Source organism: Hymenobacter bucti, assembly GCF_042681145.1.
In the GTDB taxonomy this organism is placed as follows: domain Bacteria; phylum Bacteroidota; class Bacteroidia; order Cytophagales; family Hymenobacteraceae; genus Hymenobacter; species Hymenobacter bucti.
In genome coordinates this window covers 1-23,031 of record NZ_JBHUFD010000008.1, presented here as the reverse complement: position 1 = coordinate 23,031, position 23,031 = coordinate 1, and the positions used below count along the sequence as shown (strand labels likewise).

General features: G+C 55.8%; 22 protein-coding genes. 8 read left to right on the top strand and 14 right to left on the bottom strand.

The window, feature by feature from the left end; translation table 11 throughout:
* Positions 1-42: 42 nt before the first annotated feature.
* Both ACFSDX_RS18460 and ACFSDX_RS18455 read right to left on the bottom strand, forming a co-directional pair.
* Entirely contained in the window at positions 43-450 is a 408-nt protein-coding gene (locus tag ACFSDX_RS18460; RefSeq protein ID WP_382316234.1) for a hypothetical protein, read from the bottom strand.
* Between the two features lie 10 nt (positions 451-460).
* On the bottom strand, positions 461-916 hold the full coding sequence (locus ACFSDX_RS18455) for a hypothetical protein (protein WP_382316232.1): 456 nt from the start codon (positions 914-916) through the stop codon (positions 461-463).
* A 93-nt stretch (positions 917-1,009) separates the two neighbouring features.
* Between ACFSDX_RS18455 and ACFSDX_RS18450 the strand changes: the two genes are divergently transcribed.
* A complete protein-coding gene (locus ACFSDX_RS18450; RefSeq protein WP_382316230.1) occupies positions 1,010-1,264 on the top strand; it encodes a helix-turn-helix transcriptional regulator in 255 nt (84 codons plus the stop codon).
* Between the two features lie 953 nt (positions 1,265-2,217).
* Here the strand turns inward: ACFSDX_RS18450 and ACFSDX_RS18445 are convergent.
* The 3 genes from ACFSDX_RS18445 to ACFSDX_RS18435 all read right to left on the bottom strand — a co-directional run bounded on the left by ACFSDX_RS18445 (position 2,218) and on the right by ACFSDX_RS18435 (position 4,170).
* Complete coding sequence (locus tag ACFSDX_RS18445; RefSeq protein ID WP_382316228.1) at positions 2,218-2,499, bottom strand: hypothetical protein; 282 nt, start codon at positions 2,497-2,499, stop codon at positions 2,218-2,220.
* Between the two features lie 152 nt (positions 2,500-2,651).
* Positions 2,652-3,218: a hypothetical protein gene (locus tag ACFSDX_RS18440; RefSeq protein ID WP_382316226.1), complete on the bottom strand. Its 567-nt coding sequence runs from the start codon at positions 3,216-3,218 to the stop codon at positions 2,652-2,654.
* Between the two features lie 337 nt (positions 3,219-3,555).
* Complete coding sequence (locus ACFSDX_RS18435) at positions 3,556-4,170, bottom strand: hypothetical protein (protein WP_382316224.1); 615 nt, start codon at positions 4,168-4,170, stop codon at positions 3,556-3,558.
* Between the two features lie 372 nt (positions 4,171-4,542).
* Between ACFSDX_RS18435 and ACFSDX_RS18430 the strand changes: the two genes are divergently transcribed.
* On the top strand, positions 4,543-5,049 hold the full coding sequence (locus tag ACFSDX_RS18430) for a hypothetical protein (protein WP_382316222.1): 507 nt from the start codon (positions 4,543-4,545) through the stop codon (positions 5,047-5,049).
* Between the two features lie 221 nt (positions 5,050-5,270).
* A complete protein-coding gene (locus ACFSDX_RS18425) occupies positions 5,271-5,792 on the top strand; it encodes an SMI1/KNR4 family protein (RefSeq protein WP_382316221.1) in 522 nt (173 codons plus the stop codon).
* 299 nt (positions 5,793-6,091) lie between these two features.
* Here ACFSDX_RS18425 and ACFSDX_RS18420 read toward each other — a convergent pair whose 3' ends face one another.
* The gene (locus ACFSDX_RS18420; RefSeq protein WP_382316219.1) at positions 6,092-6,484 is read right to left on the bottom strand and encodes an Imm7 family immunity protein; all 393 of its coding nucleotides are present in this window, start codon (positions 6,482-6,484) and stop codon (positions 6,092-6,094) included.
* A gap of 211 nt (positions 6,485-6,695) precedes the next feature.
* Here ACFSDX_RS18420 and ACFSDX_RS18415 point away from each other — a divergent pair, with 211 nt between their 5' ends.
* Together ACFSDX_RS18415 and ACFSDX_RS18410 are read left to right on the top strand one after the other, a co-directional pair.
* Complete coding sequence (locus tag ACFSDX_RS18415) at positions 6,696-7,304, top strand: hypothetical protein (protein ID WP_382316217.1); 609 nt, start codon at positions 6,696-6,698, stop codon at positions 7,302-7,304.
* Positions 7,305-7,706: 402 nt separating this feature from the next.
* On the top strand, positions 7,707-9,932 hold the full coding sequence (locus ACFSDX_RS18410; protein ID WP_382316215.1) for a sensor histidine kinase: 2,226 nt from the start codon (positions 7,707-7,709) through the stop codon (positions 9,930-9,932).
* A gap of 322 nt (positions 9,933-10,254) precedes the next feature.
* Here ACFSDX_RS18410 and ACFSDX_RS18405 read toward each other — a convergent pair whose 3' ends face one another.
* From ACFSDX_RS18405 to ACFSDX_RS18395, 3 genes are all read right to left on the bottom strand, one after another.
* A complete protein-coding gene (locus ACFSDX_RS18405) occupies positions 10,255-11,430 on the bottom strand; it encodes a PAS domain-containing sensor histidine kinase (RefSeq protein WP_382316214.1) in 1,176 nt (391 codons plus the stop codon).
* Positions 11,431-11,802: 372 nt separating this feature from the next.
* Positions 11,803-12,189, bottom strand: a complete 387-nt coding sequence (locus tag ACFSDX_RS18400) for a response regulator (RefSeq protein ID WP_382316212.1) — start codon at positions 12,187-12,189, stop codon at positions 11,803-11,805.
* An 8-nt stretch (positions 12,190-12,197) separates the two neighbouring features.
* Positions 12,198-13,271: a sensor histidine kinase gene (locus tag ACFSDX_RS18395; protein ID WP_382316210.1), complete on the bottom strand. Its 1,074-nt coding sequence runs from the start codon at positions 13,269-13,271 to the stop codon at positions 12,198-12,200.
* A 455-nt stretch (positions 13,272-13,726) separates the two neighbouring features.
* Between ACFSDX_RS18395 and ACFSDX_RS18390 the strand changes: the two genes are divergently transcribed.
* Together ACFSDX_RS18390 and ACFSDX_RS18385 are read left to right on the top strand one after the other, a co-directional pair.
* Positions 13,727-14,242 carry a GNAT family N-acetyltransferase gene (locus tag ACFSDX_RS18390; protein WP_382316208.1) on the top strand — a complete coding sequence of 172 codons (516 nt, stop codon included), beginning with the start codon at positions 13,727-13,729 and terminating at the stop codon, positions 14,240-14,242.
* Between the two features lie 547 nt (positions 14,243-14,789).
* Complete coding sequence (locus tag ACFSDX_RS18385; protein WP_382316207.1) at positions 14,790-15,500, top strand: GAF domain-containing protein; 711 nt, start codon at positions 14,790-14,792, stop codon at positions 15,498-15,500.
* A 129-nt stretch (positions 15,501-15,629) separates the two neighbouring features.
* Here ACFSDX_RS18385 and ACFSDX_RS18380 read toward each other — a convergent pair whose 3' ends face one another.
* From ACFSDX_RS18380 to ACFSDX_RS18360, 5 genes are all read right to left on the bottom strand, one after another.
* Positions 15,630-16,358, bottom strand: a complete 729-nt coding sequence (locus ACFSDX_RS18380; RefSeq protein WP_382316205.1) for a GAF domain-containing protein — start codon at positions 16,356-16,358, stop codon at positions 15,630-15,632.
* Between the two features lie 382 nt (positions 16,359-16,740).
* A complete protein-coding gene (locus ACFSDX_RS18375) occupies positions 16,741-17,148 on the bottom strand; it encodes a response regulator (protein WP_382316203.1) in 408 nt (135 codons plus the stop codon).
* Positions 17,149-17,161: 13 nt separating this feature from the next.
* Entirely contained in the window at positions 17,162-20,062 is a 2,901-nt protein-coding gene (locus tag ACFSDX_RS18370; protein WP_382316201.1) for a PAS domain-containing sensor histidine kinase, read from the bottom strand.
* 492 nt (positions 20,063-20,554) lie between these two features.
* Positions 20,555-20,878 carry an SHOCT domain-containing protein gene (locus ACFSDX_RS18365; RefSeq protein ID WP_382316199.1) on the bottom strand — a complete coding sequence of 108 codons (324 nt, stop codon included), beginning with the start codon at positions 20,876-20,878 and terminating at the stop codon, positions 20,555-20,557.
* Between the two features lie 328 nt (positions 20,879-21,206).
* Positions 21,207-21,626, bottom strand: coding sequence for a hypothetical protein (locus ACFSDX_RS18360; protein ID WP_382316197.1), 420 nt, complete (start codon positions 21,624-21,626; stop codon positions 21,207-21,209).
* 263 nt (positions 21,627-21,889) lie between these two features.
* Between ACFSDX_RS18360 and ACFSDX_RS18355 the strand changes: the two genes are divergently transcribed.
* Positions 21,890-22,558 (top strand): AAA family ATPase, encoded by a 669-nt coding sequence (locus ACFSDX_RS18355; RefSeq protein ID WP_382316196.1) that lies wholly within the window; start codon positions 21,890-21,892, stop codon positions 22,556-22,558.
* The last annotated feature ends 473 nt before the right edge of the window (positions 22,559-23,031 follow it).

Below are 23,031 nucleotides of genomic sequence, written 5' to 3'. Positions count from 1 at the left end.
AATAATGGGGCTATTCGAAAGCTCAGGCCCAATGAAGGCGAATCAGTTGGCAGCGAGTATTGGCAGCGTGGTGTTGGCGTAGCGATAGGCTTCCACACCTAGGTAGTACTGCACCTCCGTCCGGAGCACGCCCCCTACCCGCTGGGTCACGAAGTGGCGTTGGTCCACTTTGAGCGTAAGCGCCCCGATAAAGAGCAGGTCGCCCGGCGTGGGTAGTAGTTGACTGCCGTGATACAGGTCGGCCAGCACGTCAAGTGCCCGGTGCGGGCCTTGCTGCACATCGCTCAAGGCGGTGCTCGCAGCCTCAGCCCAGAAATCCAATGGGTGTGTGGTGGGAGCGAGCATCTGGCGTTGTTGCCACTCCTTGATAAAATCAGCCACCCGGGCTGACCAGTGAACAACCAACGTCAAATGAGGCGCCAGCGAGACAGATTCCGGGTTGTAAGGCATAAGTTGTGGACTAAAGGCTGGGGTCAAACACGACGAGTAGGTGCGGCTTGTGATCTTCGCGCATCGACTCAGCACCGATGGCGACCGACACCTTGATACGCCCGTAGGGCGTGCGCCACAGCTGTTTGCCCAGGCTAGGGAATTGCTGGTCGTAGCCGCGCACGGTCGCTTCCAATGCCGTCAGCGGCAGTACCATCATGGCCAAGTCGCACTTGTCTTTTGAAAAGCCATAGATGAGTAGTCGCTCATTTTTGATATCCTCAAACTGGACTGTGACGGGTTCTTCGGGAGAACTGGGCTTCCCCGACGAGCCCGCATAGTGGTATAAGCCCTCTTTACAGACGCTATCGAGCACTTCCAGCAGGCACATGTCAAAATATTGTCCAACGGGCTCTGTCGCCTCAAGGGGAATAGCCTGCAAGCGCAGCATCAGCAGGCAGAATAGGGGCAGTAGGTATTTCTTCATAGGCACGACACAAAGGCAAAAATAAGCAGAATTCAATCAAAATGCATCATTATAGATGCTTTTTGATTTCGCATCTGAGTTGAGCTTGCCGCCGTGAAACATGCGGCCGGTATCTTGGCTTTTGGCCACCATCTCCGACGGCTTCGAAGAGCGCGTAAGCTCACGCAAGAAGCCCTAGCAGACTATGCTGAAATCTCCCGGCCCACGGTACAGCGTATTGAAAAAGGACAGGCAGCTCCCACACTGGAAGTACTGCTATCGTTGGCATTAGTGCTACAAGTGTCCTTGAAGGATTTGGTAGATGCGCCTGGTATCACGCCAAAGGAGTCAGAGCTGAGGGCGGAATAGCACGCTTTTCAAACAGCTTATGTGGGCGTTCCTCAAATAGAGCTATTTTGGGCTGAGTTATGCACCGTCTGGGGGCTCCTATTAGGAGGGCGGGGGGAGGCGTTATGAAAAGAAACGCGATTTCCAGACTGGGTACCCCTCGTATAGCAACGCCCTGAACATTCTAGGAATGGTAGGTGTCCGACGGCGTGAAGAGGCAGGAGAACCGACAGAAAGCGGCTCGGCAATAAGCGGGTATTCTCTATAAGAATAGCCAAAACAGCCTTTAAAGGGCCTACAGCATGATTTTGTGGTACACTGCGCACGGTAATGTGACGACTTAGCTACTGTTGCTCGCCTATGCCTTGCGGGTCATTACATACAGCTTCTGGAAAGCAGTTTTAATATCAGGAGCTAGTCACGTCTTCGCATCAGCTATATTCACCGTATTAGCCCCTATAGATTCTTCACGTAATAGCTGGCCCAAACAACCTCAATCTACTTGCTATTTTGACACCTTAGTGTCTGTAAATCAAGCATTACAACTCCATGGAAAGGCAGAGCATCCTAATTGTCTGGAGATTCTTCAAAACCAGTTACTATTCACCCCTATTGAGTCCTCTTTCTCCACTAAATCCACCACTGGTTGGCGTTCACAATACTACAGCACACCATGGGGATAGCCAGCCAGTGGGATAAATGATACACTGCCGCACGCTTATACTCTAGTTACCCCCCCCCAGTTAATGAGAGTGAGCAGCTGTGCAGGAGAAGCTGCGAGCCCTAGAGGACATGCAAAGCACATTGGTTAGGGGAACCACCGTCCTAAACTTGTGCCGGCAAATAGCATAGGTCCGAGGCGAAGAGTTGCCGACCATTGACTTGCCAAAGCCTAAAGCTGATTAACGCCTAGTATCAAGAAAGTGTCTGATAACGTGAATTATGCTAAGTAAGCTCGAGCGAGCGGCGCTTTGCTACAATCCATAAGGGGGCAAGGGGGGCAGATAGACGGGAAAATCATTGAAGGGCTCCGCAGGTTTACCATCAATAAGCACTACTGGGTAATCAAATTCGCCATCTATCAAGACCGACACAGAATCCGCTTCATAAAACACCACGAAGTAGCCCCCTTTTAATGCCGACGGTTGCTTCAATGTCAGAATTTGCCCTTGACGCAAATAGTAGACCTCGGCCCACGGCTCTACCTGCACAGCTAGCTTGGGGTGAATCTTGTTCTCTAAGTGAAAGATATTCATTACTTGTTAACCAATAGGTTTGCAAGCAATTTAGCTCACAGTAAACGCTCCTAAAATACTGTTTTTCGAGGCTTTTCGAACACCTCTGCTAGGAGGCTGAGTTAAGCGGCGTTTTACAAGTAGTAGTCGGTCGTTTGCAGAATGTAAAAGGGCTAGTCGATGTAAAGAACCTCTTGAATAGTAGACTTTTCCCGAAATACGGGATAGTGCTGAAATGCTTCTTGTACTTTTCGCATCGTAGCCCGATACCCTCGTTTCGTGAAGGTATAGAGCGGCCACTGCTCACAGAGTAAGACCCGCGTGCTGATTTGTTGGCTGCGAATGTCTAGTACTACCTCCCCACTTTTCTTGCTGTGTTGAATAGCCAGCGCTTCTACCTCCTCTAGGGGAACCGTCCACTGGGTTCCCTGCTGGTCCTGCCAGGAAAGGGATGCGTCGATTTGAAGAGTAGCCTTGCGAGAAAACAAATAATTGTAGTTCAGTAGGATAGCTAACAACAGCAACAATACGACAAGGAATAGAATCACAGCGGTCCATGAGGTGATGGAATGGTCTAGCCAGTTTTTAACCCCTACAGGACGACCGATAAGGAGCAGCCCAAGGCCAGTATGCACAGCTCGCTTGCATGTCAGCGCCAGGGTAGAAAGCGGATACATCGCTTGAATGAGTACCTCTTTCTCCTTTGTTTGGCTAGCGGCTGCTAAGTTTTTTGTGTTCATGTGGCTGCAAGATAGTAACCCTTCTCACACGCTTATCCCTGCTAAAATACCAAACCAAGCGCAGCAGCTGGGTTGCCAGAAAATTACCACTTTTCCCAGGTTTGTCCGAGAAGCAACATTTTTTAAGGGACAAAAGACATCACCTCGTCGCGGCGGTCTTTTCTCCCTTTTGTTCAATAATCATGCTATCTGTGACTCCGCAGATTTAGCCGAACTTGTAGTTCAGCCCAAGCGAGGTGCTTAGCAAGCGAGGTGCTTAGCAAGAGGCGGTCACTACAATTGCAATAGGGGCGATAGCCCACCCAGGCGAGGCGTACGAGCACCAATTGGGGTCACTTTAGTCCCCGTCAGTCACGGGAACATTCGTGAAAGTCCCCGTTAAGGTCAGGTCACAGCGGCGCGTTTTATACTGCCCACTTAGCGCCCGCGGATCATAAACGCCGGTTAACGCAAGTAGGAAGCGGCCACTAAGTACGTGGTGCTGGGCATCATAAGCGGTAATGTCAACGGCTCCGCTGACCGCCCCAGTCGACGGCAGCCACGAGCTATCGTACCCCCACGCATCTCTGCTGGCCGGGGCCGGCTTATCGGGCATTTGGGCTAAATAGCTGTAGCGGGCCCCCTGGCTTGGCACGTAAAAGGGATAGCGGCCGACGAGGGTAGCCGTCATTTGGGCGCGCGGGATGTCAAAGCCCACTTCGTCCTGACTGGTGGGGTTCACCAAAAAAATGACGCATCTCCCCTGGTTGAGTTTGGCCGACAGTTGTAGGTGAGCGCTTTGGTAAACCGTATCATGTCGGGCGGGCTGGGCTTGGTCGAGGTAGACCACGGCCCGACTGTAACTGCCTTCGGGCGTGGGCCTAATTTCGGCCTCGTCGTGGGCACAACTAGCCAAAGCGAGTGCGCTGGCAACGAGCAGCATGGTGGTCTTCAAAGGGAAAGCGTGCAGCATAAAGGGGAGAAGGGGAGAAGGCCGGTAAGCTAGTCAAGGGGCCAAATTTCACGCCAAATTCACCTTCAACCTACTCGCCTGGGCTAGCGGGTAGCTCTAACAGCTGCTAACACGCTACTAACCTTAGCTGAACGAAGGGCAAACTTTCGCAGGCGTTCCCTGCTAGCTAAACTACTGGCAACGCTAGCGCCTGAAACAGCTCCTTAAGAATCTTGTCACATTACTTAAACGAACATTTAACTAATGTCTCAGGCTGCTCTAGTCAGTTGTTGAACTAGACTTTATCTTCTGTGATAAGCTACCCTTTTCCGCGTCAACTGACAAAGGAAAATATTCGGGTAGTAATCTTATTCGTTCCCTACCTTGGTTAGCATGAAGCTTTTGCTCCTCTTAGCCCTCGTGCTCCCGACAGTGGCATTTGCGCAGCCCCAAGCATGGCCGCGCAATCCCAAGACTAACAAGATTGAATTCACGGGCATCTTGCCTTGGCCAGACAGTGCCAAAACGCTGCACCAGCGGCAGCAATTAGTATTCCGTTGGTATTTCACTAAGCTCACGGACTGGACTCGTGCGGAAGCTGCGAAGCAGGCGGCGGTGGCCACCCAGTATAATGAAAAGCTGACGTATGAAGGTCTGCCGCAACTCGTGCGTATTCGTCACCGAGCAGGCATGGAGCACTTTCAACTACTGTATCAGGTAGAGTTATTACCTACCTCAAGGGGGCTGAGCTACCACTTCGTTGAGTTTGAGTGTGGCTGGGCGTCAGAAGACGTAAGTGGTGGCTGGGCTTTAGAGGATACATCCCACTTAACGACTACCGCTTCGGCTACCATCGCCCTCTTTCGGCAACGCCTAGCAACCGCACAGGCTGGCTGGTAATCCTGCGCCGTTTCCGAAGCTTAGTGTTCACTTTCCCATTCGGTACGTCAAAGGGTGACGAGCTAGGCTCATTAATGGGCACCTTACTGAAGTAGCATGCACTGAGCTAGCACCAGCCTGGTAGTAATCTGCTTTGCGGGTTGAAGAAGTGAGTTCCGAAAGTCTACGCCTGCTGCGAACGGGAGCCCGTCTTTGTGAACCCGGCCACCGTATGTTTGGGCATGGCAGACTTCTCCTTCTTAAAGCCCTATGTACTTACGGAAGCGTACGTGGACGCGCACTATGAGGAAGTGCAGTTCTTGAAGCACTCTTTTTTGCCCGTGCCGGAGGCCCGACTTGCGCAAGCCGAAGAAAAGCTTGGCTTCTCGCTGCCCGAGGAGTTGAAAGCATTCTACTACCAAGTTGGCTACGGCTATCTGCATCAGGCGCAAGAAAGCAGCCACAATCGGCTCATGTACCCCCTTGACGTAGCGGCGGCGTACCTACGGCAAGGAAAATTTGAAAATGGCTACTTAGCGAACATCGGCTTGTATGAAGAGCCGTATAAACTCCTCTTTTATGAGGCTCAGCAGGGCTGTTTTGCTTGGCTGGATCTACGGGAAAAGAAGCCCACATCGACGGTCTATTATATTGGAGAGGCGGACAAGGTAGCCGATTCGATCGAGGCTTTTTTGCTGGCCTATGAGGCCCAGCCTACCCTGCTACAGGAATTCAGTGCTACTTCTCGGGCTAAGCTTCGCTAACCGAGCCTACCGAAGGACTGAAAGTCGTGTGACCTCGAGGCTAGTCATTGCCTGAAAGCTAAGAAGGAGCACCTTATAGACGCCCCCTTTTTAGGCTTCTTAAACCCCCACCACGCGCCGGAAAGGCACTCTGGCTGGACTTTCTGAGCCTACACCGCAGAAAGGGACTTTCTGAGCCCCTGGATGCCTTAAGTTGCCCCGTTACCAACAAGCAAACTCAATTGAGGAACACGACTGCTACTTAGTTAACGGAGCGAGCCTTTTCATAAATCGATGGCTGCTGTTAGTATGCCGGGCCCTTATTCTTCAATGATGGGATTGCATGGCGATAGGAAGGAGTCGGGGTGACATTCCACCGTACCGCGCCGCACCACATATACCATAAAGGCATTATCGTTGCCGTGCGCATCCTCGTCATCTCGCAGGTGTACTAAGCCATAGGCCGCAGGGAAACGTCTGGCTACCTCTTGGAGCAATTCGTTTGTTTCTGCCCAGTCCAGGCCGTTATGGTTGGCATTACCAGCTACGTGCAGATAGTACGACCCATTGCGGACTTGCACGAAGGGAAATGTAGTGTAGCCTCGGATGCCGTCGGCCAGCCGTCGTATTGCTTGGACGGTGCTGGTACCATGGTCTTCCCCTTCGCCGTCCGTGGAAAGGGCTAGTCGAACCCACCCATTAAACTCAATCATCTGCTTTAAGCGAATAAAATGAAAGTCAAAATAAGGCTATTGCGGCTTACCTAGTCCAAAATCCTTATTACTCGCAGACTAACATCCATTCGAAAAACCTGTCCGCCAAACGGCGTCAAAAACGCGATTTTTAACGCCGTTGGCATAGGTAAGAGAATCGTTCGAAAAACGGTAAGTTTGCGAATAGTCTCCTCTCTTAACCTATGTCCAGTTGATACGCTTCCAGCAAGTAATAGGCGCCGTGCTGCTCGGGGTACTGACCCTAGCGTGCACCGCTAAAAAAGCGTCGACGCTCCCCTACCCTGCCGTCGTCGTTGCGGCTCATTATGAGCAACTGTATCGCATGGCGCTCTGGTGCGTGTACACCAAGGACTTGGATAGCGCTGTATTCAGGAAAAAAGTCCAGGTCGATTCTATCCAAGCGTTGCAGCGCCAGCTGCTCACTATAAAACGCCACTTGGAGAAAGTTGACCAAAGAGGCACCTGCATTCGCTTCACGTTCGACGCGGATTTTAAGACGCCGGCCCAGCTTGCCTTAATGAATAAGCTCTGTGGGTACAGCTGTGGCTATAACCCCCACAATAGATTATCCCCCGTGGCGGCCGTGTGGGTCAATGAGAAGGATGGGCTAATTGATTCCGTCTTGGACTACAACAACATTATCCATTCTGCTGGGCCGTCCCCGCGCTTTCCCGGCAAACAGTTTATGCCCTGGAATAAAGACCAACCCTGTAAAGCGGCTTTTCTGCGGCAAAATAAAGCGTGGCTCACCGCGGACTTGCGGCAGTTATGCCATGATAAAAACATCGTGTCTCGCTAGTAAGAGGCTGGCTCTCTATGCTCGCGTCGGCACTATAAGACAGCGGCCAGACGACAGAGAACCACCTTTGGGAGCTGGGGGCTTTCGCCAAGCGACTAGCCTACTCGGTCTCTCAGGAGTATTGTGGCTATGACAGCGCGGAGCGACCTACTTGCTAGCGTCGCTTCGATGTAGTGCTCTTTTATAGCTTCAACCGACTCAGTCGCGAGAGCGTAATCGAACCGTTCAACCATCTGCCACGATTCACCTGAGCGTATCGAGCTTGTTCACCTAAACGACTGTTTTCCTGAACTCACACATCCGTTCATCATTGGCATTTCCGAGGCTGTGGTTGTCAGCGCATTGGGGACCAAAAGCGCCCCATTAAGTTGTAGCTTGCCCACCTAAAGCTTCCTCTTGCCTTTGATTACTTCTTCTTCCGTGCTGCGTTGGCCGCGTGGTCCCATCACCCCACGGTACTTGCTATTGCTGGCCGCCCTCTGGCTGCTGGCCCTGCCCGCCTGGGCCACCCCGCTGCCCCCGGACACCGCCGCGTTGCGCATCAAGCGCTTGCCCGCCGACGGCCTGCTACTCAACAAAGGCTGGCGCTACCACGCCGGCGACAACCCGGCCTGGGCCCGGTCCGGCTTCGACGACCGCGCCTGGGACACGCTCAACCCCACCCGGCCCCGGCCCGAGTTGCCGCAGCGCTTGAGCACCGGCATTGGCTGGTTACGACTGCGGCTGCGTCCTGGCGACAGCCTGCGCCGGCATGCCCTTCTGCTGCAAGCCGGCCGAAACCTCGCCGGGGCCTACGAGCTGTATCTCAACGGGCAGCTGGTGCAGCGCCAGGGCGTGCTGGACCCGGCCCTTGCCCAGGTGCGCCCGATGACCACCCAGCCGGAGCCGGTAGAAGTGCCCGGCACCGGCCCCGCCACCCTGGTGCTGGCTGTGCGGTTTGCGCCCTGGCAGCCGGTGATGATGAAGGCTTTTGTGCAAGGCCCCCTGTTGGCGGTGCGACTGTGCGGTGGCGCGCAGCTCCGGCAGGCCGAACGAGAACGGGTCGAGGCCCGACCCGCCTTTCTGGTGACGGGGTGCGTGGCGGCGCTGCTTACGTTGCTGCACATCGCCTTCTTTCGCTACAACCCCGCTCGGCGCGCCAACCTCTATTTTGCTCTTTACGCCGGAGCCTTGGGACTGGCAGCGCTGGGGTTTTACTACTTCCGGGGGCTGAACATAGCCAGCACCGGCTTGTTCTTGGGCTTGGTGGCCGCCGCCTACGAGCTGTTGGTCATGAGCAGCCTGTGGGCGGTGCGAGCGCTCCATGAGCTGTTTGGGTTCCGGCCTGGCCGGCTCTTTGCCGGCTTGTGTGTGGCCTGTGGGGCAGGGGCGGCGTATTATGTTTTTTTTGGCAACGATGCTTCCGGGTTCTTGTACTTTTTGGGGGCCATTCTGCTGGCCACGGCCGAGCAGTTGCGCCTTACGGGCCGGGCCTTGCGCCAGCGCCGGGGCGGTGCCCGCATCATCGGCGCGGGCTTTGCCCTCACGCTGCTGGTGGCCTTGGGCTCGATACTCGGGCCGCTGTTCCTCGCTGAAACGTCGGTATTAGTCGACGCCCTCATCTTCCCTTTCCTCTTCTTGCCGCCGGCGCTGGCCATCTCCCTGTTTCTGGCCCGCGAGTTTGCCCTCGATGCCGAATTGCTGCAAGTGAAGCTGGGCGAAGTCGAGCAGCTCTCGGTCCAGACCCTGGCCCAGGAACAGGAGAAACAAGCGCTGCTGGCCGCCCAAAACGAAACCCTGGAAACGCAGGTGGCCGAGCGCACCGGCGAGCTGCAACGCTCCCTCACCGACCTGCGCGCCACGCAGGCGCAGCTCATCCAAAAGGAGAAGATGGCCAGCCTAGGCGAGCTCACGGCCGGCATCGCCCACGAGATTCAAAACCCGCTTAACTTCGTCAATAACTTCTCGGAAGTCAGCACCGAGCTGGTGGAAGAGCTCCAAAAGGCGCTGGCAACTAGCGATACAGCCGAGGCCACCGAATTGGCGCGCGACGTCGCCCAAAACCTAGGCAAAATCACCGAGCACGGCAAACGGGCGGCGGCCATTGTCAAAGGCATGCTCGAACACTCGCGCACGAGCACCGGCGAGCGGGCCCCGACTGACATTAATCAGCTGACGGACGAGTACCTGCGCCTGGCCTACCAGGGCCTGCGGGCCAAAGACAAGAGCTTCAACGCGGCGCTGGACACGGGCTTTGCGCCGGGCCTGCCGCTGGTCGAAGCGGTGGGGGCGGACGTGGGTCGGGTGCTGCTCAACCTGTTCGGCAATGCCTTCTACGCCGTGCGCCAGCGCCAGCAACTCGGCGAGGCGGGCTACGCGCCCGCCGTTGCGGTGAGCACCAAGCAGGTGGGCGGGCGGGTTGAAATCCGGGTAACGGACAACGGCACGGGCATGCCGGCCGCGGTGCAGGCCAAAATCTTCCAGCCTTTTTTCACCACCAAGCCTACCGGCGAGGGTACGGGCCTGGGCCTCTCGCTGAGCCATGACATCATCGTCCAGGGACACGGCGGCTCGCTGAGTGTGGAGAGCCAAGAAGGACAGGGCACGACGTTCTGCGTGGCCTTGCCCCTGAACGGGGCAGGCCATTAGCTGGCAAATCAAATGCTCCTTTCCTTGAACGCCTAGTAGCTGGCCGGCACCAGGTGCCAGTAGGCCGCTGTAGCGCCGGACGAGTTTAAGAAACCCGTCTACGGAACGAAGTTCACGAAACACGCCGAGGGAATGAGTTTCGTGAACTCTTAAATGGGACCTTAGTCCCCGCCAAAGGGCTACGCCCGCCGCGCCCCGGCGAGAAGTACAAACCCGTACTTATTTCGAGCGTTGTCCGAGAACGCGGATTATGTAAAACGCGCGCTGTCTTATTTAAATCACCCTTCTGCGGAACACCGTTCACTAGCTCACCGACGAATGGCTACACCAAGTCGATAAAAACAGTCGTGCCCTCGTTTTCATGACTTTCGAGCCAGATTTTACCGCCGTGCAGGTGCACGATTTGTTGGGTGATGTACAAGCCCAGGCCGTTCGTGGATTCTCCGTAGAGGCCCGCGCGCGCCGCGGCGCTGAACTTATTGAACACGTGGGCCTGTAACTCGGTGGGGATGCCGATGCCCGTGTCCTGTACCGACAGGCGCACCCCGTCCTTATGGGCTTGCAAACGCACGCTTACCTGGCCATCAGCTGGGGTGAATTTGAGCGCGTTGGTGAGCACGTTGTCCACGACCCGCCGAAACCGGTCGGGGTTGAAAGAAGCGAGCAGCACCTTCGCTGGCGATTCCAACGTCAACGCGATGCCTTTCTGCTGAGCGGCAAGGCGGTGTAGCGTGAGCTGTTTGTCCAAAAAATCATGGCAATCGAGCCGGTACTTTTTCAGCTTGTTTGCTTCCAACTCGCCGAGGTAGAGCACTTCTTTGAGCAGGGTGTTCGCCTCCTCACAGGATTGCTTAATCAACTGATGCAGCCGGGCGGATTCGCTGGCAGTGGAGGGAGAACCCGACGCGCTATGTTCCAGCAATTGTACTATCAATTGAATATTGGCGATGGGATTCTTTACATCATGGACTACCAACTGCAGGACGGTTTCTTGCGCCTCGTAGAGGTGCTGGTTGGTCTGCTCCAGTTCCTTGCGCTCCGTGATGTCTTGCAGGGATGTGTACCCCAACTCGCCAGCTTCGTCGTCAAATAAGACCGACGTCACCTGGCACCAAAACGAGGACCCATCTTGGCGCACCATGAGCGTTTCTAGAATAAAATAGGGCGTTTTGCGTTCCCAGAGCTCTTTTTGCAGCTCTTGCCACTCCGGCACGTGGTCGGGATGCGCAAATTCAATGATTTTGTGGCCCACCAACTCGTCGAGGCGCGTCAAGCCAAGCATGGCCACGGCCGCCGGATTGACCTGATGAATGGTCAGCTCCGCATCGATGATTTTATTGCCCAAGGGCGAGTGGTTGAAAACGGTGTGAAACCGGGATTCGCTCGGCTGGCTTTCTGCTCCATCCGCTTGCTTATCAGCCGCCACCATTAAACGACTGCTCCGCTTCGGCGTGTTGGCCTTCGACGGGTTATGTTTCTGATTATCAGTGTCTGACATGATGGAGTAGAAATATCGCAGAACGCAGTACGTGCTCCCTCGGGACATAGGTTGTGAAAACCTCCTTTCGGTGCACGACAGCAGCCGGTTCCCCCATTTAGTGGGTAACTGGTCCTTGACGCGCGGGACGAGTTTAGGAAACTCGTCTACGAATTAGGGTTTACGGAATAGCCCGAAGGGATGAGTTTCATATACGCCGGAAACAAGGCTTGACAAGGTAAAGGGCCCCGCAGGCCGCATCCTGAATGGCAGCCAAAATCCGCTCTTATTCCAAAAGTGGGTCTATGACAGTTTTTATAGTAAGGGACTATTCCTACATACACTACCCCAGCAGTTCACCAGTGGCGCGTTGGCAGTTCGCTCAGGCATCCTTCAAGGTACGTGGTCTCGGATTTGCTGAATCTTCTCCTTATTCAGTGGTTTGGATAGAAATCCCGTGACCAACGGGTGCGCTTGGGCGCGAGCGTTATCCGCCGGCGTCAGGGACGAGGTGAGCAAGTACACGATGCACTGACCTTGCAACTGCTCCTCGTGACGCTGGAGCATCTCCAAAAAGTCCCACCCGCTTATCAGGGGCATGTTTAGGTCCAGCAAAATGACTTGCGGCACCCGGCCGGCCGGTACCTGTTGCAGCAAAAAGGCCAGGGCTTCGGGTGGGGACTGGAACGAATTAACCGTATCGGATAAGCCTTCGTGCAGCAGGAGTCGTTCCGTCAAAAACAGGGACGTCGCGTTGTCGTCAATTAAGACCGTGTACATGGGCAAGCTTAGGGTAGGGTAATAGAAAATTGGGTGCCTTGGCCTACCGCGCTCCTTACTTGAATATGCCCGCCCATGCGTTCGACGTGGGCCTTGACCAAATACAGGCCCACGCCCCGGCCGGGGATTTTCAAGTGAAACCGTTTGTAGAGCTGAAAAAGGTTGTCGCCGGCTTGCGCCAGATCGAGGCCTACGCCGTTGTCAGCGAACGAAATCACCTTGGCTGACCCGGCTTCGTCCCTGGCCGTCAGTTCCACTCGCAACGGACGGTCCGGGTCGCGGTACTTGATGGCGTTGGACAACAGGTTGAAAAAAATGCTGTAGAAGTAAGCGCGGTTGCCGCGCACTCGAAACCCGTTGGGAATCGTGGTGTGCAGGGTGCCCCCACAGTTGTGCAGCACGTCTTGCAGCGTTTGTAAGACGTGCTGCACGACTTCGGCCAACGGCACGTCCTCGGGCACGAGCAGACTATCCTGGTCGCGGACCGCTAGCACGGTGTTCAGGTCTTGCAACACTTGGTCGAGCTGTTCCAGGCTTCCTTGCAAGTGGGACCGGACGCGCTCGAAGGCGGGGGTGTCCGCTTTCTCGATGCCGAGCAGGCCTACCAGCCCGAGGGCGTTAGCCAGGGGCTCACGCAGGTTGTGCGAGACGATGTAGGTAAACTGCTGTAAATCTCTGTTTTGGTCAAATATCTCTTGCTGGTGTTGCGTTTTTTCGGTAATGTCCCGCGCCACCATATGGACCCCGACCACTTTTCCCTGGTCCACCAAGGGTACCTTCACCACGTCCCAGTACCGGGGCGCGGAGTTTCCCTGCGCGGCGTACACCTCGAAGCGCACAATTTTGCCGGTGAAGGCTTCCAACAGTTTTTCCCGGTACAGGCCCCGGACTTCCGGGGCCAGAAACTCATCGTACACGTGATTCACCACTTCTTCTTCGCGCTTCTCCACCAGCGTGAGAAAAGCGGGGTTGGCGTCTAGGATAACCGACGCTTCGTTTTGGCACAGAATCAATTCGGGGGTGTTCTCAAACAGAGAGCGGAACCGAATTTCGGTCGCGGCGATGGACAAAGCGGTGCTCATAGACTTGCCTTAGTAACGTAGCACGTCGTCAATCTCTCGCCGCTGCAACGCTATAAGGTACGGGGAACGAATGGGTTGCGGCTAAAAAAGAGTGCGGAATCCGGATAATAAGCTAACACGGCTGACCTTACCTAGACGAAGGAGAACCACTCGCATGGGCCGTTCGCCTTTTACTGTTACCTCGTGGAGAACGGTCGAAAGCATATGTAAGACAGGGTGTCCCTGCTAAAACATTGCTTAACTAGGCGCTTACATCCTGTAAGACGCCCCGCCATTGCAGCCTGAATCCGGTACGACTGAAATCCCAGCGAGTAAGACAGGTCCCGAAGATGTACTTCTATCTTTTACTTGCCGAATAACACTTGGTATAAGGTTTATCGCCTACTTACTTTTAAGCCCTTCCTATTCCCAGGTAGGTACACTCCCCGCACAAGGCGATGGTGAAGCTAGCTCCTTTGCACCTAGAACAGGTGACGCCCTTTTACACCTGGCTCCAAGACCCCGAAGTCATTGAATACTCGCTCTCCACTTTCCAGCAGCTGAAGACCCCGCAGCAGATTGACCAGTGGTTTGCGGCCACCTTAGCGCAGGCCAATAGCCTGAACCTGGGCATCTACTTAACCGAGACCAACGCGTTGATTGGCTATGCAGGGCTCTCGGGTATTTCCACTACCAATCACGCGGGCGAATATTTTATCTTCGTCGGCGAGAAAGCGCAGTGGGGCAAGGGCGTGGGGACGGCGGTGACGAAGCAAATCCTGCAGCTGGCCTTTACTACCCATCACCTCAATCGGGTGATGCTCACCGTGTCGGAAAGGAATACGGGCGGCTTGCGCGCCTATGCCAAAGCGGGCTTTGTCGTGGAAGGGCGCTTGCGAGAGGCGGCGTGTCGGCGGGGCGTCTTTCACGATAAAATCGTCATGTCCGTCTTGAAAGCAGACTGGCAGCTGCCAGGCGTAGCGGGGTGCTAGCCCCGCGAGGCCTTTCGTCCGGTAACGTCTTCTGGAGTTAAGTATGGTACTCGCCACCAACTAGCAAGCAGTCCCAGCGGCGGCTTTGGGAGCAACTATTCCCGAAGACCAGTGCGCCTCACAGTAGCCCCTATAAGTTGCTTAGCTGGTAGACCGTAAACTGTTCTTAGAACGGGGATTATGATAAGTAACGCACTTGCTATCGCTTAATTAACAACTATTTGTGCTTATACTATTAAGCAGTCAAACGTTTGGCAAACGTTGTAAGCTCGGCATTGTCGTTTAAAGTCTCCTTTACTTGGTCCGTACTATTTACTACTAGTCCTTTAAGCCAAACCACCCAGGACCAGCTAGTAAAAGCGCGATGCAGGTTGACCTACTCAGGGCGTGGTGCCTCACGAATAAGCCTGTTTGCTTGCACAAGTGCACTTGACCCGCGTTGAGGTTAAAACCGGCTAAACAAGCCCGCGACGGCCTTACCTTTCGGGGCATCGTGCATCGTAGCGGGTAGCGATAGGTGCCTGCCTGATTTGTTTGCTTTTCTCCTATGACCCCTGTCTCCTCTCAGTTGCCTGACGCGGAAGCCGCTCGTCTGCGCAGCCTGCGCGCGCATGACGTGCTGCCGACGCTTTCTGAGCCGGTGTTTGATGAGTACGTGGCCCTGACGGCCCGCATTTTTAGCTTGCCTATCTCGCTTATTTCCGTGGTGACGAAAGATACCGTGTATTACCCGGCCAACCAGGGTATGCCCGGCAACGACCAGCAGCAGCGCGTCGAAGCGCTTTGCTCGACGGCCATTGCGCAGGCGCACACCGCCATTTATTGCGATTTAGACCGCGAGCCTAGCGCTAGTATTCCGCCCGAAGCCTGGCAGGCGGCCCAGGACAACGAGCTGCGCTTCTATGCCGGCGCCTTGGTGTTCTTACCCGACCAACGCCCGCTTGGAACGCTGTGTATCATTGACCGCCGACCGCGCACTTTCACGGCTGAGGAGCAGCATATTCTGGAGCTGCTCGCCGCCCTGGTTAGCCAAACCATTGTTGTGCGCCATCGCTGCCGGGCCCAGCCCGAAACCGATGGCGTACCATGGGAGCGGTTAAGCAACGAGCTGCAGGAAGAAGTACAAGCCCTCAATGCGCTGGTGCGCTACCTAGCCGCCCGTTTCGGCACCATGGTTCCGGTCCCGGCTACCTTCCTAACGCAGGTGGAAAGCCGCATCCGCGACTTGCAGGAACTACTGGACGACTATTGTTCGTAAGTAACTAGTGATTCGCTGCCTAGTACAATCTTCTACATAACTTCCTTTAAATCCTTCACTCGCGTTAGCTGAATAAGGCTAACGAGAGGCCCTCGAAAACTACTGCTGCGACTAGCGTAGGGGCACGCCCTAAGCGGCGGCTATCTGCCGCAGAGCGGCCCGTACCTCGGCCCGCAGGGCCTGGATGACTAACTGGGCTTCTTCGTCAATCGAACGCTGGTACTGCTGGGCAGCCGGCGTGGTGGCCGACTCTTCCCATTGGCCCAGCGACCGTAGCGTGTCAATACGCGTGAGCGAGGTGCCAATGCTGCGATGAATAGTATCCCACATGGCCTGGGCTACTTCGGGCCGCTTCAGCACGGCCAGGCGCAGGTCGAACAGTTCCAATACGACGTCAGCCAGGGTGGCCAGCCGCTGCTGCTCTAGCGCCGAGAGGGCGCGGGGCTGGTGGTCAATCAGGCAGAGCGAGCCGATGTTGTAGCCCGTGGAGGTGTGCAGAGGGTGGCCCGCATAGAAGCCCAGGTTAAGCTGCTGAGCAGCCACTTGGTTGGTGAGCTGGCAGGGGTCGGCGTGCAGGTCCTCAAACAAGGTAGTTGTATCGTGCAGCACGGCTACAGAGCAGATACTGTCCGGCCGGTCCACGACGCGCAGGTCCGGCAGACCAAAATTGCCCGTAAATTCGACCGTGTCCTTCGCCACGAGCGAAATCAGAGCAATAGGTACCTCAAAGAGTTGGGCCACGAGGCGTACTAGCTCATCAAAAACGGCGTCGGGAGTGGTTCCCAGGAGCTGGTAGGCCTGCAAGGCAGCGAGCCGCTGCGTATCGTTGGCCGGAATAAGATGGGTATAATCAGTCATTGGTAACAAACAGCACAGAAGCTAGAAAGACTTAGAAAATTTGGGTATTCCACAAGCCGACTAGCTTGTTTGTGCTACAAGTCACTAAGGACTGTGGCGCCTGCCATAGAGTAGGGCAACTAGTCCGCGGTGCCTTATGCTCCTTAACAAGCTTAGCTAAAGTCTTCATTTGCTTTAGCTTTACCAAGCCTTTGCTTAGGCCTATGCAGCTGGCCACAAAAGGCCTCCGCTACCGGAGTAGCAGAAACCAAGGTTACTTAAGCGGGTAATTATGCTTACCGGCACCTCTTCGGCTTAGTCCGCTTTGTACATCATGTGACGCGCTAATTTCAAACAAGGACTAGGCTGCCTGCTACTTAATAGCCGTAGCCTAGCCACCCGACTAAGCAAAGTGCTGGGCTAAAATGGCCGTAACCTTCTCCTTGGTGAGCGGCTTATTTAGAAAACCGGCAATGGGCATTTGCTCCGCCCGCGTTTGGTCCACGGGATGCAGCGAGGTGGTCAGCATGACGATGACGATGGTCTGCTGCTGCACCAGTGGCAGCTGGGCGTAGGCTTCGAGAAAGCCCAGGCCATTGAGCACGGGCATGTTCATGTCCAGCAAGATAAGATGGGGACAAGCCGCGCTATCGGGTCCCAGACACGTTTGGCCCAGCGTGCGTAAGCCCTGCTCCCCGTTTTCAGCCGTGAGCACCTGCTGGGCTACCCCCATACGGGTCAGCAGCGCCTTATTGAGGAAATTGGTCGTGGGGTCATCATCGATGAGCAGCACGCTGGAGAGAGGAGGCATCGCGAAGGACCGCTTAGGCGGGAAAAGTGAGGGTAAAGGTGGTGCCCGCGTCTACCTGGCTCTGCACGGCGATGGTGCCCCCGCCGTTTTCGACCAGGCGCTTGGTAATATAGAGGCCCACCCCGGTGCCTTCGACGTGGGTGTGCAGGCGCTGAAACAAGCCAAAGAGCTGCCGTTGTTGCACCTCGCTCAGGCCCAGCCCATTGTCCTGCACCTCCAGCACCACGCGCGGCCCCGCCGGAAAGGCCCGAACCCAGACCTGGGCCGGCCGGTCGAAGGCCCGGTACTTGACCGCGTTGCTGAGTAGATTGTAGACAGCGGAGCGCAGGTTGGCCGGCGAGAAGGAGGCCATTAGTTCCGGCGCGACCGCGACCGTGAGCTGGGCGTTCGCGTCCGCAATTACCGGGGCCAGGTCCAGGCGCACCGATTCAACTACGGCGGCCAAGTTGACCGGCTCGGCGGGGCCGGTGTGGGCCAACTGGAGTTTGGACAAGTCCGTGAGTTGGCCGATGGTGAGTTGGAAGCGCGTCGTGGTTTGCGCGAGTAAGTCCAGCAAGTGGGCAATCATCTCGTCTTGCTGCACTTCGGCCGGCAGCGTCTCCCGCAGGGCCAGGGTAATGCTCTCGATGTTGGTAATCGGGGCCTTGAGGTCGTGCGAGGCCGTGTAGACGAACGTGTCCAGGTCCACGTTGGTGCGCGTAAGCTGGGTGTTGCTCTTATTCAACTCCTCGTTGGTGGCTGTCAGCTCCTCGTTGATAGCGGCTAACTTCTCGTTCAGAGAGTCTACTTGCTGGCGGGCCTGTACTTGGGAGGTGACATCTACGGCCACGCACATAATGCCGGTAATACTTCCCTCGGCCTCACGCACGGGTACGTAAGTGAAACTATAATAACCGGTTTCCCCTGCGCGATGGTGGGGCAACTGCGCCGCCTGCTCCTGCGCCACATATGCCTGCCCCGTGTGCCAGACCTGGTCGAGCAGGTCCCGATAGCCTTGTTCGGCCAGGGCCGGAAGCAGGTCAAAGTAACGCTGGCCCAGGACCTGGTCGGGGGCGCTGCCCAGCATGACGCCCATGCTGGGGTTTACCACATCGAAGACGTACTCGGCCCCGCGCACGACGAAAATGGCGACGGGGGCCTGCTCAAACACTTCTCGCAACTGCCGCTGCTGCCTGGCGCGCTCCTGGCGGGCCAACACCTGCTCAGTGACATCGAAGGCGATAAGAGAGATACCGGCCACCTCCCCGTTTTCCCGGTAGGCCTGGTAGGTGAAGTCGAAGTACGTGGTGCGGGGCGCCAGTCCGGGAGCAGGCACTGGGGTAAAGGGCAGCTCCTGACCGAAGTACGTCTCGCCCGTCTGGTACACGCGGTCCAGCAGGGCGATGAACCCCTGCCCACCTAGCTCCGGGGCCGCTACTACCGCATCCAGGCCCACGAGCGGGCGCCCGGCAAACAGGGCCTGGTAGGCAGGGTTGACGTACTCGAAGCGGTGGGCGGGCGCGCGCAGCAAGGCCACCAGCGCCGGGGTTTGCTCAAATACCTGGTAGAAGGCCAGGCGCTCGGCCGCCTGGTGCTGGGCGGTGGCCAGCAGCTGCGCTTGCAGTGCGGTGGCCTGCCGGCGGGTGCGCACCTGCTCGGTCACGTCCACGGCAAACACCAGGATGCCCTGGGTCTGGCCGTTCCCATCGGCCATGGGCTGGTAGGTAAAGTCGAGGTAGTGCTGCACGGGCGGCTCGCCCGGCAGCGCCAGCAGAAGGGCGATTTCTTTGCCCTCGAAGGTCTGACTGTTGCCGTACACGTTGTCGAGCAGCTCAATAAAGCCTTGCTCAGCTACTTCGGGCAGGGTTTCGGCCACCGTGCGGCCGACCTGCACGCGGCCCTCCGTCAACTGCTGGTAGCGCGCGTTGGCAAACGTAAAGCGATGGTCGGGCCCGCGCAGGGTGGTAATGGCAGCGGGTACCTGCGCCAGAATCTGGTTGAGTAGGTGTTGCTGCTCGGCCAGCTCCTGCGTGCGCGCCTGCACGCGGGCTTCCAACTCCTGGTTGAGGTGCTCAACCTGCCGGCGGGCCGCCACTTGGGCCGTCACATCGTAGGCGAAATTCAGGACGCCGTCGATGCGGCCTTGGGCATCGCGCAGGGCCTGAAAGAACACGTCGAAGTAGCGCACTTCCGGCTGGCCCGTGTTGGCGTAATCCGCGGCGGCGGGCATTTCGTGGCCGTAGAACGGCTCGCCGGTCTGGTAGACCTGGTCGAGCAGCTCAAAAAACTGTTGGCCTTCCAGCTCCGGCAGGGCCTGACGGACGGGCAGGCCCTGGAGCACACGGGCGGGAAACTGCTGCTGATAGCGCGGGTTCACCAGGTCATACACGTGGTCTGGTCCGCGGTTGGTGGCCACTTGTGCTGGCAGTTGCAGCAAGATGTTATGCAGGTGCTGGCGCTGGGCCTCGGCTTCGGCGCGGGCCTGCTGTTCGCGGGCCTGACTCTCGCGTAGGGCTACTTCCACGGCACTTCGGTCCTGGTCTGAGGTGTCGGTAAAGCTGACCACAAGCCAGTCGCCGCTGCGCCGGGCGGCGAACTGGAAGTAGTTATCCAAGTCGTTGGCCTGGTAGTTCACCGCATAAGCCTGCGTTTCGCCGGTTTCAAACACCCGCCGGTAGTACTCGAAAATGCCCGTCGCAACGGTGTGGGGGAAGCGCGTGAGGGCGGTACCGCCCGGCCGCTCCGGCAGGCCGGTCATGCGCTGCCCAGCCGGATTGAGGTATTCGAGGGCGAAATCCACGACGTCCGTACCCGTTGGCCCATAGAGCGGGCGCACGAGGTGAATAGCGGTCAGCGAAACCGCCAGTACGTCGAGGAGCAGGCCCTCCGGCCGGAAAGGAGCAGCAGGGGGTGATACAGGGGCACCAGAGGCCATAAAGCAGACGGAAGCAAACGAGCAGGAAAGGAGCTGCGCCGCCGATTGACGCATCAGAACGGCGGGCGAATACCTGTCTACGCAAAGCCTCCCCAAAGTTATGGGTACCCTGATTCTGCCAGGTATTTCGGCAATGCGTTCAGCTAGCGGTCTGACCAGCTAGGGCTCACGGTCCCACTTGGCTTCCTGGAAGGCAGAATCAAAGAGCTTAACTGTTAAGCCGGCCCAGGTGGATCAGAAAGGTGCGCCATATTGAGGCCCCCTTCGATGAGTGCTAAGAGCTAGCCTATGGGGCGTCTCAGCAGCTCAAAAAGTAGGGTCTGAATCAATAGTGGGAGACCGGTACTTTCTGAGCCAGCAGAGGCGTTCGAAAAACCCTCTCGCAAAACGGCCCTGAAAACCACGTTTCCAGGGCCGTTGGCGTAGGTGGGAAAGTCGTTCAAAAAACAGTAGGTTTGCGAATGCGATAAGCTGGACCTGGCTACCACCGCCTCAGTCCTCTCCCAAGAGCCGGGCTTTCTGCTGGCTAAACTGCGCTTCGGAGAGCACCCCCGCCTCTCGTAACTCAGCTAGCTTGCGCAATTCATCCGCCACCAACCCCGGCGGCGGCTGTTGCGCCTGCAGCAGCTGGGTGGCGAGCGCGGCTCGGTCGTGCGCTTCCTGCGCTAAGGATTTGGAGAGCCCCACCACCAGCGCGCCCACCAGGGGGGAGAGCAGCAAGCTAATGAAAAAGGCGGCGGTGCTCCCAATTTTCTTCTGCTGGCCCAGGGAGGCCACCAGCAGGGAGAAGATAAACCAGAGAATGATGATGCCCATTGCAGCTGCGAACTAGAAACCCCAAGATAGGTCCTGCCGCCACAGCCCCCAGGGTTGCGCAGCCGCAGCATCCGATTACTGCGGCTGCTACGGGTGGCGTTGACCTATTTATTCTATTACGTGAGGTCGTTAGCGTAGGGCGTAATTTTTTCGAGGAGTGCGCAAGCACGGCAACTCATAGCTGCTGCCCTCACTCCTATCGCGCCCTCCAAAAAAGGTCCGTTAAATGCATGGAGTACTACTGTCGTATTAACGTCCCAGACAGACCACTTTTACGGGTTCTTTTGCATAGCCTTTTTTGTAGGCTAGCCCTCGAATGGCTTTTCAGTTACCGCCAATGCCCACCAGTAGGCATCAGGTGAATCTGGCTTTCGAGCGACGTGCTCTGCTGGTGGAAGCGGCCCAGCGCACCAGCTAACAAGAGCTGATCATGAGAATTGTCCTCCAAAGTGGCCAGTAATCGAGCATAGTAGAGGCGGATAGTAGTCATTTCATCGAAGGCTATGCGTAGTCGGTGTGGCTTATGTTTCCCAGGCAAACGGGGCTGCAATTCCATTATGGCCAAACCTTGCATGCGTTGGGTAAGCTTGGCCAAAGGTTTCAGACTTAACGCCTCGGGAGTTGTCCAGCGCTGCTGGTCAATGTCGCGGTACAATAGTTCTTGATAAACAGTGTTGAGCGCATTGTAGAGTAGCACGGCCATACCGCTATCGAGTTCGACACGGCAGCTAAGATGAGGAAGCTTCATATGGTAGGAGGAAGCAACTAAAAGGCCCTCCATAAATAATTGTATATCAGCGCCAAATTTACTCAGCTAGCCCCCGCACGTTACCGTGTATGTGTCGGAAAATTTAGTCAATTTTTCACATCTCAGACGTGTTTTTGCACAGACTGAGAGTTGAATCAGAGAACTAATAGGTCTCAAATATAAAGAGCAATACCCACCTACTACTAGGTGAATTATTGCACTTAGTAATAGGTGGGTATTTAGTTGTAATTTTACACCTAGATTTGCACCTCAACTTAAAAGCTAAAGGCATGATTTTCACTGTAGGCGGTATTAAGGGCGGTACTGGCAAAACAACTATCTCTACAAACCTAGCTGTCTGGCTCTCAAAGCAGGGAGCTGATATTCTGCTAGTCGATGCGGATGAACAGGAGTCAGCTTCTGACTTCACTGCTTGGCGCGACGAAACCCACAAAGGAGAATTGGGCTACACCTTGGTACAACTGACTGGGGGGGCAGTACGCCGCCAAATTGAACAGCTCCGCCCCAAGTATGACCACATTGTTATTGATACAGGTGGGCGAGATACGGCAAGCCAACGAGCAGCACTATTTGTGTCGGATGTGTATCTGCTACCCTTCGCCCCTAGAAGCTATGAAATCTGGACCCTATCCAAGGTGTTGGCTTTACTGAATGAAGTGCAGCCGGGGCGTCTTACCCCCCTAAAGATTTACTCTTTTCTGAATAAGGCAGATACCCGCGGTCAAGACAACGGGGAAGCCACGGAGGTGCTGCGTGAAAACGCAGAACTGAATTACGTAGATTTTTCAGTGGTCAATCGCAAGGCATTTGCGACAGCTGCTAGCAAAGGGTTATCCGTCTTTGAAGCCATGCCGCACGATGAGAAAGCAGTGGCAGAGCTGGAAGCATTGTTTCACCACATTACGAAGTAAACAATATGGCTGTCTCTCCCCCACCCCGTAAACCTGCGGCCAGTGCGCCGGAGCCGTCTACTCGCAGCAAGCTAGACGAAAAGAAAATAGATGCTATCATAAATCGAGGCAGCTCCTCAATAGCTTCAAGTGCTCCTGATGCAGTTCAACTCAAGAATTTCAACATCAAAATTCCGGCAGACACCTTAGTGAGTATAGACGAAGTACGAGCTAAGCGCCCCCGAAAACCGACCAGCCCCAAGCTTGGCATATCTACTCAAGATTGGCTGCTAGAAGCGATTGCCGAGAAACTAGAGCGAGAGCAAAAAAGATATAAAGTAGGTGCAGTTTAGCACCTATAAATAGGTTTATTTTAACACCTAATTACGTAAGCAAACAGCACTCTATTTTGCACGTAGTTTTACACTTATTTATAAGTGTAAAACTACGTGCAAAATAGAGTGCTGTTTGCTTACGTAATTAGGTGTTAAAAT

Excerpts from the sequence above, each read along its gene's own strand:
- ACFSDX_RS18370 (WP_382316201.1), bottom strand. The coding sequence starts at position 20,062 with ATGGCCTCTGGTGCCCCTGTATCACCCCCTGCTGCTCCTTTCCGGCCG.
- ACFSDX_RS18440 (WP_382316226.1), bottom strand. The coding sequence starts at position 3,218 with ATGAACACAAAAAACTTAGCAGCCGCTAGCCAAACAAAGGAGAAAGAG.
- ACFSDX_RS18425 (WP_382316221.1), top strand. The coding sequence starts at position 5,271 with ATGGCAGACTTCTCCTTCTTAAAGCCCTATGTACTTACGGAAGCGTAC.
- ACFSDX_RS18365 (WP_382316199.1), bottom strand. The coding sequence starts at position 20,878 with ATGGGCATCATCATTCTCTGGTTTATCTTCTCCCTGCTGGTGGCCTCC.
- ACFSDX_RS18455 (WP_382316232.1), bottom strand. The coding sequence starts at position 916 with ATGAAGAAATACCTACTGCCCCTATTCTGCCTGCTGATGCTGCGCTTG.
- ACFSDX_RS18400 (WP_382316212.1), bottom strand. The coding sequence starts at position 12,189 with ATGTACACGGTCTTAATTGACGACAACGCGACGTCCCTGTTTTTGACG.
- ACFSDX_RS18430 (WP_382316222.1), top strand. The coding sequence starts at position 4,543 with ATGAAGCTTTTGCTCCTCTTAGCCCTCGTGCTCCCGACAGTGGCATTT.
- ACFSDX_RS18375 (WP_382316203.1), bottom strand. The coding sequence starts at position 17,148 with ATGCCTCCTCTCTCCAGCGTGCTGCTCATCGATGATGACCCCACGACC.
- ACFSDX_RS18420 (WP_382316219.1), bottom strand. The coding sequence starts at position 6,484 with ATGATTGAGTTTAATGGGTGGGTTCGACTAGCCCTTTCCACGGACGGC.
- ACFSDX_RS18380 (WP_382316205.1), bottom strand. The coding sequence starts at position 16,358 with ATGACTGATTATACCCATCTTATTCCGGCCAACGATACGCAGCGGCTC.
- ACFSDX_RS18395 (WP_382316210.1), bottom strand. The coding sequence starts at position 13,271 with ATGAGCACCGCTTTGTCCATCGCCGCGACCGAAATTCGGTTCCGCTCT.
- ACFSDX_RS18385 (WP_382316207.1), top strand. The coding sequence starts at position 14,790 with ATGACCCCTGTCTCCTCTCAGTTGCCTGACGCGGAAGCCGCTCGTCTG.
- ACFSDX_RS18360 (WP_382316197.1), bottom strand. The coding sequence starts at position 21,626 with ATGAAGCTTCCTCATCTTAGCTGCCGTGTCGAACTCGATAGCGGTATG.
- ACFSDX_RS18460 (WP_382316234.1), bottom strand. The coding sequence starts at position 450 with ATGCCTTACAACCCGGAATCTGTCTCGCTGGCGCCTCATTTGACGTTG.
- ACFSDX_RS18435 (WP_382316224.1), bottom strand. The coding sequence starts at position 4,170 with ATGCTGCACGCTTTCCCTTTGAAGACCACCATGCTGCTCGTTGCCAGC.
- ACFSDX_RS18445 (WP_382316228.1), bottom strand. The coding sequence starts at position 2,499 with ATGAATATCTTTCACTTAGAGAACAAGATTCACCCCAAGCTAGCTGTG.
- ACFSDX_RS18405 (WP_382316214.1), bottom strand. The coding sequence starts at position 11,430 with ATGTCAGACACTGATAATCAGAAACATAACCCGTCGAAGGCCAACACG.